This is a genomic window from Paenibacillus sp. RU5M (genome assembly GCF_900221055.1).
In the GTDB taxonomy this organism is placed as follows: Bacteria; Bacillota; Bacilli; order Paenibacillales; family Paenibacillaceae; genus Paenibacillus; species Paenibacillus marchantiae.
The window spans coordinates 219,980-239,074 of record NZ_OBQM01000007.1; the positions used below are offsets into that span (position 1 = coordinate 219,980).

Annotated in this window: 17 protein-coding genes and 1 pseudogene; 5 read left to right on the forward strand and 13 right to left on the reverse strand. The window is 43.9% G+C overall.

Going from position 1 to position 19,095, the window contains the following annotated elements:
* Nucleotides 1–132: 132 nt before the first annotated feature.
* The 9 genes and pseudogenes from CRO25_RS33475 to CRO25_RS33480 form a co-directional block, all read right to left on the reverse strand.
* A complete protein-coding gene (locus CRO25_RS33475) occupies nt 133–285 on the reverse strand; it encodes a hypothetical protein (protein WP_179800943.1) in 153 nt (50 codons plus the stop codon).
* A gap of 474 nt (nt 286–759) precedes the next feature.
* Entirely contained in the window at nt 760–1,815 is a 1,056-nt protein-coding gene (locus CRO25_RS20685) for a hypothetical protein (RefSeq protein WP_079696249.1), read from the reverse strand.
* 1,071 nt (nt 1,816–2,886) lie between these two features.
* Nucleotides 2,887–3,018, reverse strand: a pseudogene (locus CRO25_RS34300) (hypothetical protein); the annotation flags it as partial.
* 189 nt (nt 3,019–3,207) lie between these two features.
* The gene (sigK, locus tag CRO25_RS20690) at nt 3,208–3,906 is read right to left on the reverse strand and encodes an RNA polymerase sporulation sigma factor SigK (RefSeq protein WP_076288009.1); all 699 of its coding nucleotides are present in this window, start codon (nt 3,904–3,906) and stop codon (nt 3,208–3,210) included.
* 130 nt (nt 3,907–4,036) lie between these two features.
* Nucleotides 4,037–4,216, reverse strand: coding sequence for a hypothetical protein (locus tag CRO25_RS20695; RefSeq protein WP_079696250.1), 180 nt, complete (start codon nt 4,214–4,216; stop codon nt 4,037–4,039).
* A 408-nt stretch (nt 4,217–4,624) separates the two neighbouring features.
* Entirely contained in the window at nt 4,625–5,791 is a 1,167-nt protein-coding gene (locus CRO25_RS20705; RefSeq protein ID WP_179132220.1) for a DUF3298 and DUF4163 domain-containing protein, read from the reverse strand.
* Nucleotides 5,792–5,850: 59 nt separating this feature from the next.
* Entirely contained in the window at nt 5,851–7,101 is a 1,251-nt protein-coding gene (locus CRO25_RS20710) for an MFS transporter (protein ID WP_079696253.1), read from the reverse strand.
* A gap of 25 nt (nt 7,102–7,126) precedes the next feature.
* Complete coding sequence (locus CRO25_RS20715; RefSeq protein WP_079696254.1) at nt 7,127–8,050, reverse strand: ADP-ribosylglycohydrolase family protein; 924 nt, start codon at nt 8,048–8,050, stop codon at nt 7,127–7,129.
* A 21-nt stretch (nt 8,051–8,071) separates the two neighbouring features.
* Nucleotides 8,072–8,248, reverse strand: coding sequence for a hypothetical protein (locus CRO25_RS33480; RefSeq protein WP_179132221.1), 177 nt, complete (start codon nt 8,246–8,248; stop codon nt 8,072–8,074).
* 207 nt (nt 8,249–8,455) lie between these two features.
* Between CRO25_RS33480 and CRO25_RS20725 the strand changes: the two genes are divergently transcribed.
* Together CRO25_RS20725 and CRO25_RS20730 are read left to right on the forward strand one after the other, a co-directional pair.
* Entirely contained in the window at nt 8,456–9,124 is a 669-nt protein-coding gene (locus CRO25_RS20725; protein ID WP_079696256.1) for an HAD family phosphatase, read from the forward strand.
* A 47-nt stretch (nt 9,125–9,171) separates the two neighbouring features.
* Nucleotides 9,172–10,344, forward strand: coding sequence for a mannitol-1-phosphate 5-dehydrogenase (locus CRO25_RS20730; RefSeq protein ID WP_079696257.1), 1,173 nt, complete (start codon nt 9,172–9,174; stop codon nt 10,342–10,344).
* Nucleotides 10,345–10,482: 138 nt separating this feature from the next.
* Here the strand turns inward: CRO25_RS20730 and CRO25_RS20735 are convergent, their stop codons facing one another.
* The 3 genes from CRO25_RS20735 to CRO25_RS20745 all read right to left on the reverse strand — a co-directional run bounded on the left by CRO25_RS20735 (nt 10,483) and on the right by CRO25_RS20745 (nt 13,110).
* On the reverse strand, nt 10,483–11,370 hold the full coding sequence (locus CRO25_RS20735) for a hypothetical protein (RefSeq protein ID WP_079696258.1): 888 nt from the start codon (nt 11,368–11,370) through the stop codon (nt 10,483–10,485).
* Nucleotides 11,371–11,512: 142 nt separating this feature from the next.
* Entirely contained in the window at nt 11,513–12,166 is a 654-nt protein-coding gene (locus tag CRO25_RS20740) for a YkyA family protein (protein ID WP_179132222.1), read from the reverse strand.
* A gap of 41 nt (nt 12,167–12,207) precedes the next feature.
* Nucleotides 12,208–13,110: a polysaccharide deacetylase family protein gene (locus CRO25_RS20745; protein ID WP_256863711.1), complete on the reverse strand. Its 903-nt coding sequence runs from the start codon at nt 13,108–13,110 to the stop codon at nt 12,208–12,210.
* Nucleotides 13,111–13,339: 229 nt separating this feature from the next.
* Here CRO25_RS20745 and CRO25_RS20750 point away from each other — a divergent pair, with 229 nt between their 5' ends.
* The 3 genes from CRO25_RS20750 to CRO25_RS33485 all read left to right on the forward strand — a co-directional run bounded on the left by CRO25_RS20750 (nt 13,340) and on the right by CRO25_RS33485 (nt 15,428).
* Nucleotides 13,340–14,284 carry a DMT family transporter gene (locus CRO25_RS20750; RefSeq protein ID WP_079696260.1) on the forward strand — a complete coding sequence of 315 codons (945 nt, stop codon included), beginning with the start codon at nt 13,340–13,342 and terminating at the stop codon, nt 14,282–14,284.
* A 100-nt stretch (nt 14,285–14,384) separates the two neighbouring features.
* The gene (locus CRO25_RS20755; RefSeq protein ID WP_079696261.1) at nt 14,385–15,221 is read left to right on the forward strand and encodes a sulfurtransferase; all 837 of its coding nucleotides are present in this window, start codon (nt 14,385–14,387) and stop codon (nt 15,219–15,221) included.
* 30 nt (nt 15,222–15,251) lie between these two features.
* The gene (locus CRO25_RS33485) at nt 15,252–15,428 is read left to right on the forward strand and encodes a hypothetical protein (protein ID WP_161490592.1); all 177 of its coding nucleotides are present in this window, start codon (nt 15,252–15,254) and stop codon (nt 15,426–15,428) included.
* Between the two features lie 116 nt (nt 15,429–15,544).
* Here CRO25_RS33485 and CRO25_RS32950 read toward each other — a convergent pair whose 3' ends face one another.
* On the reverse strand, nt 15,545–18,976 hold the full coding sequence (locus CRO25_RS32950; protein WP_179132223.1) for an S-layer homology domain-containing protein: 3,432 nt from the start codon (nt 18,974–18,976) through the stop codon (nt 15,545–15,547).
* Nucleotides 18,977–19,095 lie beyond the last annotated feature (119 nt).

Sequence of the window (19,095 nt, forward strand, 5' to 3'; positions counted from 1 at the left end):
AAAGCAAATGAGTAGGAGAAGACATTCTCACTGCTCATTTGCTTTTACGCTGTGCGTACGATGAGTCACTTATGACCGAGTGGCCACCACTGGATTCCAAAAGAAGTGTATTCAATTAATGGAATATGGAGATTAAACCTTAGCAAAATGATTCATTATCATTTCGGCGGCCCGCTTATAACTACCAGCCTGCCATAAAGATTCACCGATGAGGCAAGCCTGTTGTTTTTTATAAAGCTGGGATTGCTTAATACTTCTCCTAATGCCTCCTCCAATCAGCTGCATCGAGGCTATACTTATTTAAAGTGATAACCCGCTCCCAACTACTGTACCCGATTGGCTACAAGAGGATGATCCAACGTTAATGGAATCATCACCAACGGAAAAGTAATAAAGTGCCTTACTAGTATTGTTCATTCCGCATGTGTTATAAAAACATCCGTACGCTGTAAACATATCCACCTGGGCAATGTATGCTTGATGATAAAATTAATATTTAACAATTCGATCAGCCACAGTCTTCAAATCCGTGTATCTTCCTGAAGATAGAACAACATTCACCGACAAATCCCCTCATGTTTCAAAGCAAAGCTGATAGAGTTTTCCTTCCTACATATTTTTCTTTTTGAACATATACATGACTGCTATGAGGATAACATACGAATCATTTACAGAGGAACTGCCCCACGGTTTGTCAATCCGCCATTTATAAAAAGACGCTTTTGATAATTTTATTAACTTGATTAAGGTGAAATATTTTTACAATAGAGAGTTCTTAGAGAAATCGTTAAGCAATTGTTCTAGAAGTACTTGCTCATTAAGATACAATTCATTAAAGAGAATCATCAATTTTTGAGAACATTTCTTATCTTGCGTTAATGCATATTTCATATATAAATTAAGTATATTTTGACTTTTATTCTCAATATTCTTAAAACCTTCTGAGAACACAGGGTTAAGATCATAAAGTTTGTTTTCCTCTATATATTTTATTCTTGATACCATGAGTTTTTTATAATCGTAAAGCGTATAAAGTGGTCTAACATCTAATTGAGTACTGTCCTCCAAATGTAAAGAATAATATTCTATTAATTTTGGTAAAATGTCTATTCCGTAAGTCCACTCTGAATATGATTTATGACTATAAAAGGATTGATAATTTAAGGATAGATTTTTTGATTCATAATATTCTTTGATTTGTTCCGCAACAAATTTCATATCAAATTGATATGGTAATCCTTGATGATGTTTTGGATGTAATTTCAGCAAGTGCATATAGTTAACATGTTGAGTAACGTCACTATCTATATGAGTTTTCCCAAAATCATAAAATGACTTCTCTATATCTGAATATGAAACATAGGTAGATTTATATTTTCTATTTTCTAAAAAACCAGAAATATTAAAACGTCTCTCGTTATCATCAAATCCATATATAAATATTGCATGTGGAAATGTGAACCTTTGATAAGCTGGCGAGCCTGGAATGTAATATTCATTTACATGAAGCCATATGTAATTATCTTGTTGAACTTGTTCTTTTAAGAACTCAACTATATCTGGAATAAATTTCAATATTGTTGACCTCAATATTCTTTGAGTATCTGTAAAACACGGATGAAAATGATGTTCAGGGGATTGTGCATAATAATCTAAAAAGCAATCTTTCCCAGATTGCATTAAACACATATTTAAATAATTGCTATAAATCCATGGAAGGCAATTCTCATTAGCTGATATGATTGAAAAGTAATAGGCATGTTGCGGGTAATTCGAAACAATTGGATATTGTATAGGAAGCACTTTCTTATTCACAAATATCACTCCTTTTATGGGTATTTCCATTTATTTGATTAAGATTCACATTTCATAATAATAATAATAATCAATATATTCCATATTCTAACACCTGAGTTATATGAGATCCATATGATAATGTTAGCATTCATACGATTATCTTAGGCTTCAATGCTGATTATGATGGCTACTAGATACAGCGTAGATTCTTTCCTTTACATCTGTAAGAGCTTTTTTAGCATTTCATTTTCCGCTTCAAGGCATTTGAGCTTCACTTCTGGATCTTCGGGACGTTCGAGCTCTGTCCTTTCCTGATCCATAAATTTTGCCTCGTTTTTCTACAAAATTATATTCCAACCCTTTTTAAGGTGTAGATCGACTGTCTTATTCATAAGTTGTTCCCTATGTAAAAGACATTTCTAAAAAAAGACCTACCTAGCTTGAAGAAGGTCATCTCTGTACTTTACAGGGGAAGTTCCATTGGTATCTGTAGTGGTTATAGTTGTATATACTTTGATTCCTCGTTTCACCTCAATTAATGTCGTGTAGTTCTTTAGTGAAAATTCATTCTTGAAATGACCAAAGAACGATTCCTGAGGAGAATAATCCCATAAACCACTCTTTATTTGTAATTCATTAAATCAATAACATAAATTTAACTTTATTATTAAAATGCGGATTATTGTAGCCGGAACCTTGATCAGAATGAAGACATTCTTAGTCTTCTTCAATCCTCGATTCTTCTGTAAGTGAAGCAAGGTATTTTTCACGAGATCCATGGTGATTCGTTCCGACACATGTTAAGCCAGAAATTCATTAATGGAGCTTCCTTGATCGTAGACAGAATAGCTCGATTCCCTTTGCCAGAGAGTAAGTAGGTAATAGTGCTTAGCAGCACTTTGCTGGGGCACGCCCTGTTTGAAGTGACGTTGTAAAAGTTAGGCAGGGTCCGATGTTCGTGGGTCTTCTTCATCATTGGCTTGTACTATGGGCCGGCTTGCCTCTTGCAATGTGTACTGTGCGCATTGTTCTCTGTAACTGGCTCTCCACTGTGTTTTAGCGGCTTTGATGCAAGTCATTCCCTATAATCTAAAAGTCGAATCCACAAGTCTCAAAAATATCTCTGGGTAACTTTCCTTGCTGATTCGATGCAATAAAGAGTTGTTTGAACTCGTCTTTATATGTGATTCCTTTCGTAGATACGGAGTTCACATATGGGTTGGCGGTAAGTTTGTCTCACTTCTCGATCTGAATTTTTACTCATTGAAATATCTCAGTTCCATTCTCTTTTCTTGGTATACAACAAAAACACCCCATAGAGAGACTTTTTAAAATATCCTTCTTTTAGATATTTTTCGCGCAGTAAAGAGGCCACCTTTTGTAAAAGGCGCCCTCTGATCTGGTCAACGATTATTTGTGTTTATAAAACTCGTGATACAGCTTCATAAGCGCCCTCTTCTCAATCCGTGATACATAGGAACGTGAAATGCCAAGTTCCTTGGCAATCTCGCGTTGGGTGCGTTCTTCCCCGCCTGCCTCCAGGCCGAATCGGCCAATAACAACTTCCTTCTCCCGATCATCCAAGATGTCGAGATTGCGGTAAATCTTGCTTTTTTCAATCTTGAGTTGCACCTTATCTACAACGTCGTCGGCTTCTGTTCCGAGGATATCTATAAGGGTGATCTCATTGCCCTCTTTGTCCGTTCCGATTGGATCATGAAGGGAAACGTCTTTGCGTGTTTTCTTCAAGGAACGCAAATGCATGAGTATTTCGTTTTCGATACAACGGGCAGCAAACGTAGCGAGTTTGGTCCCTTTGCCTTGTTGAAAACTTTCGATCGCCTTAATCAAACCAATCGTTCCAATCGAAATCAGGTCTTCCTGGTCTTCGCCAGTATTGTCAAATTTCTTGACTATATGCGCGACGAGGCGCAGATTGTGTTCGATAAGCAAATTACGTGAATGTGCGTTGCCTTCAGCCATAAGGCGTAAATGTTTGGCTTCATCATCCTCAGCCAGTGGCTGGGGAAATGCATTATTTTTGACATACGAGACGAGTAACGTTAACTCTTTAATGAACAGGGCAATTGCGGTAAACAATCCGGGCACAGATGACACCTCCTGCAGTTTTACAACGATCTGGCCTGAGCACATGTGGGAACAGGGTCGATTTATTGTATGTAGGCGTGTGCCCAGAAGTGCACGTACACTTGAAAAAGGAAATGTTTCCGCGAAGATTTCATACACTCACTAAAACGATGGAGCCCACCTTTTGAAGGATGAGGAATTCTTTCTCGACACTATCGATAAAATACTTCTTCTCACCAAATATCACGACATCATTCTCGGCTAATTGAACATCGCTTTTGAAATAAATAAAATTGTCCGTTTCTCTGAACGCACCTTTGTAGTAGTACAAGTTGTCACCTTCTCCTTGGAAAAATGAATGATTTAACCTACTGTAATTACTATTCTTTTCGTTTAAAACACATCTTGTAAAGCATAAGCCCCATACCAGATGAACAAATAAGATATCCAAAGAACAAGAACAGTAAATAAATACCATGAAGATCTTCAGGAATCTGATTTACACCTTCAAACCATGCAAAACGAATAGGATACAGTAGCGCTACCCAAATGATCAGCAAGATCAGAATATAATTAATTATTTTTCTCACAATTAACGATCCTTTCAAGTCCGAGTGGAAACAGGAAATAATATATAGCAACTCCTACAACGAAAGTAAAAAAGCCGCTAGATTAGCGACTTTCTATGGTACAATGTTTCCGCCCCGACACTTGGAGAGTACAAAATCAGCATCTTTTTCTAGTAATGTGAGATTGTTATGCCATGAATGATTCCCTCGGTTGAATTGGATACGAAATGGACCCGGGTATCCCCAAAACGATAGGAGAGTAAATATTCTTCTTGAATATCAGGGTTCACACCCTTTTGACCTTTTCCCAATATCTTCTCAATGTCACTGAAGGTTTTCATAGGGAGAGTTTTCCAACTCAAATAAATATGGTTAAGACGGTCTGTGTCTCCCTCCCCAAAATTAAAGGAAGCATACTCTACCCCTTCAAATATCCAGAAAAGTCCTCCCATTTCCGGTTCATAATAGGGTTCACGATCTGAACTTTTCAGCGCTTTTGATACTTCTGTTTTCGTTTGTCCAAAACTTATATTTTCAAACCCCGGTATTCTCCCACTCTTCAACTCTTGAATGGAGTTTTTATTTAAATCAAAAAATGGTCTGCTCAGTTCAGACTGAATTTTAGAGAAAGGAACTTTTACTTCTATAAATCCGGCTGCATAAGGCCCAACTTCGTATGGGTTAAATACCATGACAATTCCTGTGTTTTGGTAGTAAAAGCTAGATGTATTCGACAAGGGAAAGTTATAAAAACTTTCCGGGAAAACATTCTCATTACTCTTTAGGTCTGATTCAATACCCTCAGCTAGATTAACAGCTTGTTTATTGGTTTGAACCACCTGGTTCAAGTAGAGGCGCTTTCCTGTTGTTAGATCATAATTATAAGTCGTTACTTCTTCATACCCGTGCGCGCCGCCTCTGAAATTATAATCTGTATATACAATAGATAGTAGGTTGTTTTGATTGTATTTAGTCTGTGCAGTGGTATTCCAGTAAAAGTAATCTTGCTGTTTTTTTAGATATGTATTCTGTATAGCGGCATTTACGGCATGGATTTTGAGTGTTTTATTTATTTTATCAATTACCTTTTGTTCGCCGCCAATAATTTGAACATACTTTTGCCCTTTATACGAGTAAATTTTTGTCGTTACTGTGCTCGACCCGGCTGCATTCGCATCACTTATTGGGATTATAAATAGAAACACTAATAAGAAGCTTATTAACATAGCAAATGTTTTGTTCAAATTGAAATCCTTCCTTCTAATTATTATGATATACCAATAATACTGTAACTTGGCTGGTTTGTCTTTTTCTAGTTGGAACTGTAATCCTTCCATAGAAAAGCCTCCATCCCACACGTTAATGCGGAGTGAAGGCTGCATCTACCTGTCTATATTTAATTCACTGGTGCCGGCTCTACAGCATCGGCGATTTCCGGTAACCTCGTTTTGCGTTCCATTGTCACGCTAACGAATAATCCCACAAGTCCAAGTGCTGCAATAACTGCTGCATACAACGGTACCGAGATGAGCCCCGTATGCGTAATTGCAAACCCGCCCAAATAGGCACCACCTGCGTTGCCCAGATTAAAGGCTGAGTGACTCGACGTTGTCGCCAGCAGCGGTGCTTCGCGAGTCATATTCATAATTCGAATTTGTAGGCCTGGCATAATACCAAAAGCCGCAATGCCCCAGCAGAAGATGGTGATTACCGCGAGATACGGATTGTCCAGCGTCAAGGTTAAGGCCGCCAACAGAACTGCCAGTATACCAAAGTTAACCATCAGGGAAGGCATCAGCTTCCAGTCTGCCAGACGTCCACCAAGTATATTACCCAAAGTAACGCCGACACCGAACAGTACCAGAATCCAGGTCACGCTCTGCTCAGCAAAACCACTAATATCAACAAGCATTGGTGTTATATAGGTGAACACAGCGAACAGACTTCCACAGCCCAGCGCACCAATCAGCAATATTAATAACACTTGGGGGCGAACCAGATTCCGGAATTGCTGGCCAAGGTTTGCTGGCGGTCCCTGCTGAATCACCGGAATGAAACGAATGATACCGATCAATGAGATGATGCCCAGAATGGTAATAGCTCCAAACGATGACCGCCATCCTAGCTGCTGCCCAATGAAGGTACCAAACGGCACACCGATAATGTTGGCAATCGTTAATCCAGCCAGGACTACGGATACTGCCCCTGCCCTTCTCTCCGGTGCAACCAATCGTGTTGCCATCAGCGAGCCTACACCCAGAAACGTACCGTGGGCAAATGCCGTTAGAATACGTGCTGAGATGAGCAACCCGTAAGTTGGTGCAATAACAGACAATGCATTACCGATGATAAAAATACACATCAGCAGTACGAGCAGTTTTTTCTGGGGAATCTTGTGCGTGAACACGGTTAGTATAGGCGCACCCACCGCCACACCAAGCGCGTAGCCCGTAATTAACTGTCCTGCTTGGGGGATACTCACATTTAAATCCGTCGCTACATTGGGCAGAAGGCCCATAATAATAAACTCTGTCATGCCAATGGCAAAAGCCCCTACCGTCAGACATAAAAGGGATAAAGGAAACGCCCCTCGTTTAGCAGATTTCGTAACTTGCGATTCCGTTTGAGATGAATCTGTCTTACGCATATGATGTTCTCTTCTCCTGTCTCTTCTATCTAGCTTCCGCCTTTGACCACAATGCCTCTGACAATTCGCCCAGCGTATCCTGCATGGCCAGCTTCTCTCGCCAGTGTGCCGGAATGCCGCTTAATCCATAATACGCTCCGGCGATTTGCCCATATACCGCTCCCGTGGTGTCCGCATCATCACCCAAATTCACTGCGAGCAGCGCACCCTCTTCGAAGGTCGATGATCGATGGAATGCCCATAACGCTGCTTCAAGTGAACGAACAACATAGCCGCTTCCCTGAATATCAGGCGGTACTTTATCCCGGTATGATCCTTGGACAATTTCTTCAATCGCTGGCGAAAAAGATTTCTCTTCCCTCCACTGACGGCAGGTATCAGGCCGTAACATGACATCCTTGTCCGCTCCGCGCAGTCCTGCAACCAATATTGCCGCCAGTACTTCACATGCTTCCACACTTTCAAGGGCGGCATGTGTCGTTCTGGAACTCAACCCAGCATACCTCACTGCTTGATCCGGCTGGTTGGCATATGCCATGGCTACAGGTGCGAGCCGCATAATTGATCCATTCCCAGCAGTCATCGGGTTGGTTGAACCACTATACGCTTCACCGGTTGCTGCAAACCTTTCAAGGGCACTGCGAGTAGCCCTGCCAATATCAAAGCAGGTTCCCGTACTGCTCATATAACCCACCTGATACCAATTCGTATATCTGCGCATCTGGTCCCCGGGATCAAAGTTCTCTTTTCTCACCAAGCTTTCTGCCAGACACAGGGCCATCGACGTATCATCCGTCCACTGTCCAGGCGCCAGATCGAATACCCCACCGCCCACAATATCGGTAACAGGCTCAAATGTGCCGGGACTGCTGAATTCCACTGTGGTTCCCAGTGCATCTCCCGCGGCAAGCCCAATCAAACAACCTTGGAAACGATCCTTAAGCAGCATCGTCGCTCCCCCCTCCGCGATTCAACTCTCAAATAACTTCTTCCATTCTCCCACATGGCTTGATATGGCGTAAAGAATTTTAATATGTTCACACTGAAAATACAGGTTTTCCATTACACCGCTTACACGCAAAGAGTATAACGCTTTTCCACTTTTATCATTTTCTGAAAACACATCATCCATGTGCAAATCTTCCATGTGAACAATCATAACTCGCTTGACCCTTTTGTTTGTCCTATGTTACGGTTTTATTAGCTTATACACCTGTTTTTTCCCAAATTAAGATTTATAACTCAGCTTTCGCGTCAACTAATGTACCGCAAGTTAAAAAGATTACGGTGTGTATTGGCAGAAATTCATTTAGCTTTATCCCAAAACTAATTCTGAAACAGGAGGAACAAATTTATGATTAAGGCACTGGTTTTTGATTTCGATGGAACGATTATTGATACGGAGACAGCATGGTATGTTGCTTTTCGTGATGCCTACAAGGAACACGGCGTAGACTTAACCCTGGAGATGTACTCGCAATGCATCGGTACCAGTCTGAAAACATTTAATCCTTATGAGTACCTCATCACAGATTTGAATCTTCCGATCGATCGGGAAGCGTTCAGGGAATCCGTTCAGCTGCATCATGCAGCCTTAATGAACAAGGAACAGGTAAGACCCGGTATCCAAAACTACCTTGAAGCTGCACGCAAAGCTGGATTGAAACTGGCTGTCGCTTCAAGCTCCAAACGAGAGTGGGTTGAACAGCATCTGGAACATCTCAAGCTGAAAGATTACTTTGAAGTCATTCGCACCGCAGATGATGTTGCCCATGTGAAGCCTGATCCTGCATTGTACAATCAAGCACTTGAAGCCCTTGGAGTAACTGCAGACGAAGCCGTAGCGATTGAGGATTCACCTAACGGCGCGCGTGCAGCTGCTGCGGCTGGTATTCACTGCGTAGTCATCTCGAATACCATTACCGGGACACTTGATTTCGATATGCCTCACCAACGGCTGTCATGCCTGACCGACCTCGAATTTAACGATTTGATTTCGAAACCACTCGTCACTACGGTCTAAAGACTGAACGAATTTCGCATTTCAAACTTTAAAGGGGGAGTTCACACATGAAAGCTGTACATTTTGGTGCGGGCAATATTGGCCGCGGATTTATCGGTCATATGTTGTCCGCTTCCGATTATGAAGTCTGCTTTGTCGCACGTAACCCGAAGAAAATCGCCATGCTTCAAAAGAGGCAGGAGTATCCCATTACCCTCGCAAATGCGGATCAGGATACAACGATTGTAAATAACGTAACCGCCATTAATGTCGGTGAACAGGATCGCGTTGCTGAAGTGATTGCTTCAGCAGATCTGATCACAACAGCCGTCGGTGTATCGGCGCTGGAAGATATCGCTGAACCCATCGCCAAAGGCATCTATCTGCGTATGAAAAATAATAATTCTGCACCACTTCATATTATCGCTTGTGAAAATGCCATCGGAGGCAGCACTCGGCTGAAAAAACGGGTTTATCCGTTTCTGGATGAAGCAACCCGTGAAAAAGCAGAACGTTATGTCTCATTCCCCAATGCAGCGGTTGACCGCATCGTCCCCGCTCAGGATCATAAAGACCCGCTACAAGTTACCGTTGAGCCTTTCTATGAATGGGTCGTTCATCGCCCTGCACTGCTGGAAGGATTTAAGGAAATTGAAGGTGTGCACTACGTGGACTCTCTTGAACCTTATATTGAGCGCAAAATGTTTACGGTAAATACCGGTCACTGCGTTGCCGCATACTTTGGATATCTTGAAGGATTCAAGACGATCCGGCAAGCTATGAGTCATGCACCTCTTCGTGCCAAGGTACGCAAAGTGATGGAAGAAACCGGAGCCATGCTCATCGCCAAGCACGGTTTTAATCCACAGAAACACAGCAAATATATCGATACCATTCTTGAACGTTTTGCCAATCCGAACCTAACGGATCAGGTAACACGGGTCGGACGTTCACCCCTTCGCAAGTTATCGCCTTACGACCGGCTTGTTCGCCCAGCGATGCAGGCCAGCGAATTCGGAATTGAAATTCCTCATTTAACTTCCGCTATGGCAGCCGCGATGCTGTTCAATCATGAACATGACGAGGAAGCCATAAAGCTCCAACACCTGATTCGCGAAGATGGCGCCTCTGCCTTCATTCGTGAGCGCATGGGAATTCCCGACGAACATCCCGTCCATCAGCATGCCGTTGCCCGTTATGAAGAGCTCAAAGGGCGACAGGAATCAACCATTTTAACCTGATTAACAATAGGTCAAAGAGTTTGATCCCGCAAACTGAATAGACATACGAACAAAAAGCCGGGAGGAACCTATGCTTATCGCATCGTTCCTTCCGGCTTTTTCAAATTCACGACATACCTATTTAATATCGAAGCACGCTTACTCGTTCATGATGGAATTGATGGAGGCATAAACCATAGGCAGGAAGCCCTCTGAAGGTTCGCCAACCGGTGCATGGATATGGAAAGCGAAGCCATTGCCATCCAGCTCTTTTACGATGAAATACTCTGTTTTCTTATTGTTTTGAGACATCATGAACAATTTTGCCTCTTTCATCGGGCCGTTGCTAAGCTTTTCCTCACTTAATTGCTTGACCGCTCCGGTTTCTGACAGCTCTTTCTTCGCATCCACTTTCAGTTCCTTCAGGTTATAATCCGAAGGCAGTTTTTCAATCTCGACCTCGTAATCCGGATCAATCTTCATGGTCAATTCATGATCATCCGCATCGTAAACCATCGGTTCAAACACATATAATGAGTATCCTTTGCCTTGAGCCAGTGTAACCGGGCGCTTTTCGGTCATGCCTTCCACAGCCACTTCCAGCTCAGATGTTTTGGCACGATCAGATCTAACATTACCACCTGCATTCGTACCGTTATCGTCATCGGACTCGACCTTGGCGATTTCCGTAAGCACCAACTGTTTGATCGTTGTATCGCCTTCGATGGCTTTCTCTACATATTTGAATTGAACGGAATCTTCATCGTCAATATCATCCAAAGATTTCTGCAGATCTTCACCCACCTGGAAAGACATCGGTTCCTCTTTCACACGAATTTCAACCGTGTGCGGATCTGCCCATCCGGTCAAGATGCCTTCCGCTTCAATCACAGCACTTTCCTCAGGCTGCTTCCCTGGTGCCGGTGTCTGTTCTTCTGTATTATTCGCGGGTGGCTGAGCAGTAGGGCTACTATTGCCGCAAGCCACAAGCGAGAATCCCATAACCAAAACAAGTAATGATGCACTAATATTCATAGTATTTCGCATATGAACACCTCCGTTAGCTTATACGCAATGATGTTTGTCCATGTTGCCTGACATGTTAACTTGACAGCTTAGTATTACTTACACGGCTGACCCGTCGCTCAATCATCGAAAGTGTTCAATGCTCCTTTGACACCATGAATAGTCAGCCAGCTTGCTCCATTTGCACAAGTCTCGCGTTGGCTCCGTTAAAAGCTTTTGTCTGCTTGTTAAACTGCTGTCTTAACTCGGCAACTTTGGCATATTGGCTGTTCCGTTCCCGAATCGCACGTTTGATTTTGACCAGATTTGGCTCCACACTGCCTCTCATCAATCCATATAACTGCTCGTCCGCATCAAGGCTCTGCCTGTAGGAGGCAACAAACGCTTCAAATGACGCAGCTCTTTGCTCATACTGATCCAATACCGTGTGGGCTTGAGCCAGGTTCTCTTCCTTTTCAAAGGATAACTGATCCAACGAAGTTCGCAGCTCTTCCATCTGTTCTTTAGTCCGGCTCATCACCGCTTCAGCTTGTTCCAGCAGGGTTCTTCGCTCGGCAATATGTCCGTCTGCCTGATCGAGCAAGGCCTCCAGATTACTGTTTTTGTTCTTTCCTTTACTCAGTATCGATCCGTATAATTCCATGTCTTCCCGTTCATGATGAACAAGTTCCTTCAGGCTCTGGTTCATCTCCTGATCGGTAAGAATCAGTTGATTAACTTGATTTGCCGCAGGTTCCTGCGGCTTTCCGCAAGCACTGACAAGCAGAGCCAGCAATATGCTGACCCCGGCCAGAGCTATCTTTTTTCTTCTAAGCACCTCGGGGTGCCTCCTCTCTTGCAACTGCTATGTTGTTATTCTTACAGGCGGGTGTCTGCGCTAAAATTGGATACCCAATGAGCATTCGGATCGTAGACCTCAAACTCATAACCCCGATCTTCAAGCAGCTTCAAAATGCGTGGCAGTGCCTGTACCGTTTGCTCGCGCTCATGCATCAGAATCACTTCCTTATCCCGATGCACACTGCTGCTAACCCGCTCCACGATTTTGTCCGGCTGACCTGGAAGATTCCAGTCGAGGGAGTCGGTGGTCCAATCCCACAGTTTGAATCCGGCCGCAGCAATGTCGCCCCTGAAGTCTTCTCCGATCTGTGGGCTACTGCCATACGGAGCACGAATCAGATGCGGCGTAAAACCGATCAGATCCTGGACCATCTTCTGCTCCTTTTTGAACTCCTTCACAAAGTTAGAGGAGCTTCCGCTCTTATACAATTTGTTATAGTTATGTGTCATGCTGTGAAGCCCAGGATAACTGCCCTCTTTGACAAGCCGCTCCACTGCTTCCTTGTGTTGATTCAACTGACGTCCAATCATGAAAAAGGTTGCCTTTGCCTCATGCTGTTTCAAAATATCCAGCAGTTGATCGGTATATACACTTGGTCCATCATCAAACGTTATGTATGCCAGCTTGCGCACCTGACCCTGGAACCGCGCAGGCTCCTCTTTGGACTCCGGTGTCATGTCAATCATGCCAAGCTTGGTTGGCTGTTCAATCGCAGCTACTGGCGGAGGTGCTACATAATCCTTGATCCAGTGCGTCATGCCAATGAATGCATATGTTAAACCGATAATGAGCAGTGCCAGAAGCGCCAGCGCAGCACTCAGTCTCCCATACCGGATTTTTCTTCTTCCATGCGTCTTGGTTCGGCTTGTTCTATGCGGAATGCCGCCACTCTCTCCCGCTCTCTGTTGTTGAACTCTCACTTCCAGGCCACTTCCTTACTTTCATTTTTTCCCGATTATTGGTACATTATATCGTTTCATGTCTCTATATAGAAGATTAATAGAAAAATGGTCCTGGAGAATGACAGAATAGTTACAAGGCCGGTTACAATCTACTTATCTATTTCTTCTCTTATACTTTTCCTGCGGATGCATTCTCCTGTATAATAAATTGATTTACGCCATTTGACTTCAAGAAGGAGCTACATCCATGACTAGCTTGAACCGTGCCGGCAGGTCGATCTATCTGCTATTCTTTGTCGGCATTATTGCCATTTCGTTTTCTTCCATCTTTGTACGTTGGTCCACAGCGGACGTCGCCGTCATTGCGATGTACCGATTGTTCCTCACCAATCTGCTAATGCTGCCTTTTGTCTGGAAATACCGGCATGAGATGATGCGTTTAAACTTCAGACAGTGGGCTTTACTTCTCGCATCCGGCGTGATGCTGGCGCTGCACTTCCTGCTCTGGATGGGATCGCTTAGGCTCACGAGTGTAGCTAGTTCAACGGTCATTCTCGCTTTGGAGCCTATATTAATTCTTGCGGGTTCCGTCTGGCTGTTCAAAGCCAAAATCAACCGTATGATGATCATCGGTATGGGCGTTGCCCTGCTTGGATCGATCGCTATTGGAGCTGGAGATTTCCAGTTGGCAGGCACAGCGCTGCGAGGGGATATTCTTTCTTTACTCGGAACGATCGCTGTGGCGGTACACATGCTGCTAGGACAGTTTTTACGTGCCGGACTGAGTGCATTCTCCTATAACTTCTGGGTATTTTTCGTAGCTGCCTGTACGCTTGCGGTATATAATCTGGTTAATGGTCACCCGTTTGGTGGTTATGCAGCTTCTGAGTGGGGAATTTTCCTGTTGCTCGCAATCGTGCCAACGATCTTTGGACATTATCTCTTCAACTGGCTGCTTCAATATATGAATGCTACGACGGTATCGATGGGGGTACTGGGGGAACCTGTATTTTCCTCTCTACTGGCCTGGATGCTACTCGGTGAATCCCTCAACGGGCTTCAGTTGTCTGCCGGGGTTGTCATTATTTTCGGGGTATGGATCTTCATTCGATATGGCAAAACCAAACCACAGCCCATCCCCTCAGATGCTCCTGTATCTGGAAAAGGACCAATCGAACCTACAGCGGTGTAACTTGCATTTGTATTCAGATATTTTTAAATAAACAACTGGGACCTGCATCACGCAGATTCCGGTTGAATCCATCCCACTACATATAAGGCGGTGTGTTTTCATGAAAAATATTGTATCCATGCGCTGGCTGCTCGCCAGAATGTATGAACCAGATGTCGTCATTGCTGATTGCCGATTCCTGCTCGGTCAACCGGATGCCGGAAGACAAGCTTACGAGGCTGGACATATTCCAGGTGCCGTTTATCTCGATTTGGAAAAGGATCTGTCCGCTCCTGTATCTACGCACGGAGGGCGTCACCCGCTTCCAGATCCGACTGAACTGGCAAGTCGTCTCTCCAAAGCTGGCATCGGCTCGAATGCACGCATTATTGCCTACGATGACCAAGGCGGCATGAACGCATCGCGGCTGTGGTGGTTACTTCGTTATCTGGGACATGAACAGGTGTATATCATGGACGAAGGCTTCTCTGCCTGGCAGAATGCCAAGTTTCCAGTGACTACGGATGTGCCGGTTCAGATCCCGGCTTCGTTTAAGGTGAATGTGCAGCCAGGACTGTTGGCAAGTGTAGATGATGTACAACAAGCCTCTGCTGATGGCTCAGCTGTACTAATCGACTCCCGTGATGCTCGCCGCTATGCGGGTCTAGAGGAACCCATTGATGCCAAGGCCGGACATATTCCGGGTGCGGTGAATTATTTCTGGAAAGATGTGTTGGATTGGGATGGACGTTGGACAGATACTGGGGTGTTAGAGGAGCGTTTCAGCAAGCTGGACAAGGATGGTGCAATTATCGTGTATTGCGGTTCCGGTGTCTCCGCATGCCCGAATGTGATTGCGCTCGAAGAAGCGGGATATTCGAATGTGAAGTTGTATTCCGGAAGCTGGAGTGACTGGATTAGTTATGAAGGGAATCCGGTGGCGACTGGAGAGGTATAACGTATAGGAAAGTGACAAAAAGGACAAGCGGTGGTTGATCGCACTGTTTCGATCTTTGATTCGGGAAGTGCCAAAGAATTTTATGCCTACGGCAGCTTGGGTAGGGGTAGAGACATTATTTATGGCAAGTTTGGTTTAAAAGCATCACCGATTATTCAAAAGGAAGCCATCGATAGCGACCAGAGCTGGGTCAAGCTATCACTGTAGAAATGGTGACCCTGCCAGCCGTACATTAAAAGAACGCAGCCTTATTAAACGGGCTGCGTTCTTATTAAATTCTTTTAAATTGTTTTTGCTAAAAGACGATCATATTTCTTTACTGTTTATTCCGTAGTTACCAGCTTAAGAAGTCGCACGATCATCGCGACTGATTCTGCTCGGGTAGCATTGGCATTCGGCGTGAATTCCTGTGCCTTCTTGCCATTAATAATTCCGGCATTACCTAATGCGTTAATTTGATCTTTTGCCCAGTTACCCTCGATATCTTCAAATTTTGAGTTGGTATCTAGCAGGGTTACTTCAAGTACTCTAGCTAGTAGTGCTGCGATTTCTGCTCGTGTAATGTTACGATTAGGTCCGAAACTTCCATCTGCATATCCAGTCATGATTCCTTTTTCTAGCAGGGCTCGAATCGCATTTTCAGCAAAATGACCCGTTGCATCTGTAACCACTTCATCGCCTGTAGCTGTGAGTCCCAGTACTTTTACGAGCATTTGAGCAAATTCCCCACGTGTTACTTTGCTCTCACCTCGGAATGAACCGTCTTTATACCCTTTTATGATTCCAGCTCGTGTAGCGTAATCAATGTCAGCATAACTCCAAGAAGTCATTTTCACATCGCTAAAGGATGTTGGACTTGCTAATTCAGCCTTTAGTTTAATTTCAGCTACTACTTTTTTATCCACTTTGTCACTGTAAATAAGTTTACTTACGACAAGTGTTGGCGCTGGTTCTGTTGTTACTGGCGTTGGTTCAGTAGGTGTCGGCGTTGGTACCGTTGGTGCTGGTGTTGTTGGTGTTGTTGGTGTTGTTGGTGTTGTTGGTGTTGTTGGTGTTGTTGGTGTTGTTGGTGTTGTTGGTGTCGTTGGTGTCGTTGGTGTTGTTGGTGTTGTTGCTGATTCCACTCTCACGACATAAATAGTCTTCGTGGTTGTATCCTGTGCCGTAACAATAACCTTGTTCCCCGTTGCTAATGTAACCGCTGGAGTTATTCCGTCCGCCTCATATACTTCAAATGTCGCATCGGCTGCTGGTGTAATCGCTACCTTCAACGCAGCTAACGTTGTTCCGTATGGAATGTTCGTAATCGTTTCATTCAATGTGCCACCTGTGCTCACCGTTCCAATGGTTGAGGTTAACGTGGAAACTCTGCTCTTGACCTTTATGTCCGCTGGATCAACCGTCAATACTTGCTCAGCAGATGCCGGTGTATTCAGTGTGGCCGCTGTACGTACAATGATCTCATCCCCTGCTTGTACACTAATGTTATCTACTGAAGTATCATCCGTTGCAATGGCAACATAACTCTCGTAATTTACGTTGTACTCCATCGCATCCGTAACACCATTCAAACGCGTTGTATCCACGTTGGTTCCTGGTGATAAATATACTGAAGCTGGTGGATCTTCTTGCATCGTTACAGTGTACGTGGTCTTCGTGGTTGTATCCTGTGCTGTAACAATGACCTTATCTCCTGTCGCTAAGGTGACCGCTGGATTGATTCCGTCCGCCTCATAGACTTCAAATGTTGCACCAGCTGCGAGTGTGATTGCTGCCTTAAACGTGGCTAAAGTTGTTCCGTAAGCAATATTCGTGATCGTTTCATTCGGTGTGCCACCTGTGCTCACCAATCCAATGGTCGAAGTTAACGTGGACTCTGTGCTTTTGGGCTTGATGTCTGTTAAATCAACAGTCAACACTTGTTCCACGGATGGCAGTGTATCCAGTGTAGCTGCTGTACGTACAGTGATTGTATCTCCTGCTTGTACGCTAATGTTATCCACTGAGGTATCGCCTGTTGCAATGGTAACGTAATTCTCGCTATTCACTTTGTATTCCATCGCATCAGTAACACCATCCAAAAGCGTTGTGCCACCGTTTGTCCCAGGTGACAAATGTACCGCTGGAGCACCTGCTTGCATCGTTACGGTGTACGTAGTCTTCGTAGTTGTATCCTGTGCTGTAACAATGACTTTGTTCCCCGTCTCTAATGTGGTAGCTAAGTCTATTCCATTCGCCTCATAGACTTCAAACGTTGCATCAGCTGTCGGTGTGATTGCTGCCTTAAACGTGGCTAAAGTTGTTCCGTATGGAATGTTCGTAATCGTTTCATTCAATGTGCCACCTGTGCTCACCGTTCCAATGGTTGAGGTTAACGCGGACTCTGTGCTTCTGGTATGAATATCTGCGATAACTACCGTCAATACTTGAGCTTCGGATGCTGGAACACTTGGTTCTGCCGCTATACGGACAGAGATTGTATCTCCTGCATGTACACTAATGTTATCAACTGAACTATCATCCGCTGTAACTGCATTGTAATTCCCGTTATTCACTTTGTACTCCATTACATCCGTAACACCATTCAATTGCGTAGTGTCGACGTCTGTCCCTGGCAACAAACTTCCCGTTGTGGGTGCTGCTGCTTTCCCTATAACTGTATAGCTCTCGGTCATCACTTCATTATATGTCGTTCCTTTAACGGCAATCGCCTTAATGGTCATATCTTCCGGCACCACGATCGGAGAGACGTATAGTGTACTGTTCAGCGTCGGTTCATCGCCGTTCGTTGTATAATAGATAGATGCATTCGTCGTCCCGCTGCTAAGCGCGATCTGTGATTTCCACGCAACAAGCCCACCTTCAATATCTGCTCTAGGCGTGTCAGCCAGGAACGCTTGCAGTTGAGGATAATGCCCCTCTTTGATAAACCACTCATTGTCAAAATCCCAAGTCGAAAATGTGGAAATCGTTTTCATCTCCGCAGTTGTCTTAGGTACACCCTTCCCTGAATTATCCCATTGCCCTGAAACTTCTCGATCATAATAGGTATCCACGTGTACGCTAGCGTTAGGAGCTGGATAAGTACCGCCCACCAACCCACCGGTAGTGTTGCTGCCAGTAATGCTACCTGCAGCATAACTATTTTTGGTCGAACTTTGATATTCAAGCCCTATTAAACCACCTGCTTGTTGAGATGAAGCATGAACTTTAGCTGTAGAATAGCTGTTTACAACCACACCTGTATCTTGATACCCGATCAGGCCCCCTACATAGTTAGCTCCTTTAACTTCACCAGTCACATAACTGTTTGATATTGTTGACTGACTCCTTTGGGCACCTGCTATACCGCCTACAAACATCCCGCTACCAATGATCTCCACATTTTCTAATCCAATATTTTTTATAGAAGAACCCGAAGCCAAGTCTCCAAAGAGACCGATAAAATTATTGTTATTTTTTATTTTCAGTCCCTTGATCGTGTAACCATCACCATCCAAAGTGCCTGAAAAATAAGAAATAGGTGTCCAATATTGACCACCATTATATCCTGCACCCGTTGGAGAAAGGTAGTCCGTTAAATCAATATTATCCCCGAGCTTAAAGTAGCTCCTACCATAACTGCGAATGCTATTTAACTGCTCAGGTGTTGTAATGATATAGGAATCACCTGCCGTTCCCGTTCCGCCACTAAAGCCTGTCGCCGCAAATACCTGCGAAGGATTCACCATAGGTCCAAATAATGAAATCATCATGACCAAACACAGCATTCCAATTAAACCAGTCTTGCTCCTTGCTCTACCTGTTCCTGCCCTCTGTACCATAGAATTTCTTTCACTCCCATTTCATGATATTTGTCATAGCACTTTGTAAA

Excerpts from the sequence above, each read along its gene's own strand:
- CRO25_RS20710 (WP_079696253.1), bottom strand. The coding sequence starts at position 7,101 with ATGCGTAAGACAGATTCATCTCAAACGGAATCGCAAGTTACGAAATCT.
- CRO25_RS20730 (WP_079696257.1), top strand. The coding sequence starts at position 9,172 with ATGAAAGCTGTACATTTTGGTGCGGGCAATATTGGCCGCGGATTTATC.
- CRO25_RS33480 (WP_179132221.1), bottom strand. The coding sequence starts at position 8,248 with ATGGAAGATTTGCACATGGATGATGTGTTTTCAGAAAATGATAAAAGT.
- CRO25_RS20725 (WP_079696256.1), top strand. The coding sequence starts at position 8,456 with ATGATTAAGGCACTGGTTTTTGATTTCGATGGAACGATTATTGATACG.
- CRO25_RS20755 (WP_079696261.1), top strand. The coding sequence starts at position 14,385 with ATGAAAAATATTGTATCCATGCGCTGGCTGCTCGCCAGAATGTATGAA.
- CRO25_RS33475 (WP_179800943.1), bottom strand. The coding sequence starts at position 285 with ATGCAGCTGATTGGAGGAGGCATTAGGAGAAGTATTAAGCAATCCCAG.
- CRO25_RS20705 (WP_179132220.1), bottom strand. The coding sequence starts at position 5,791 with ATGGAAGGATTACAGTTCCAACTAGAAAAAGACAAACCAGCCAAGTTA.
- CRO25_RS20735 (WP_079696258.1), bottom strand. The coding sequence starts at position 11,370 with ATGCGAAATACTATGAATATTAGTGCATCATTACTTGTTTTGGTTATG.
- CRO25_RS20715 (WP_079696254.1), bottom strand. The coding sequence starts at position 8,050 with ATGCTGCTTAAGGATCGTTTCCAAGGTTGTTTGATTGGGCTTGCCGCG.
- CRO25_RS20750 (WP_079696260.1), top strand. The coding sequence starts at position 13,340 with ATGACTAGCTTGAACCGTGCCGGCAGGTCGATCTATCTGCTATTCTTT.
- CRO25_RS32950 (WP_179132223.1), bottom strand. The coding sequence starts at position 18,976 with ATGATGATTTCATTATTTGGACCTATGGTGAATCCTTCGCAGGTATTT.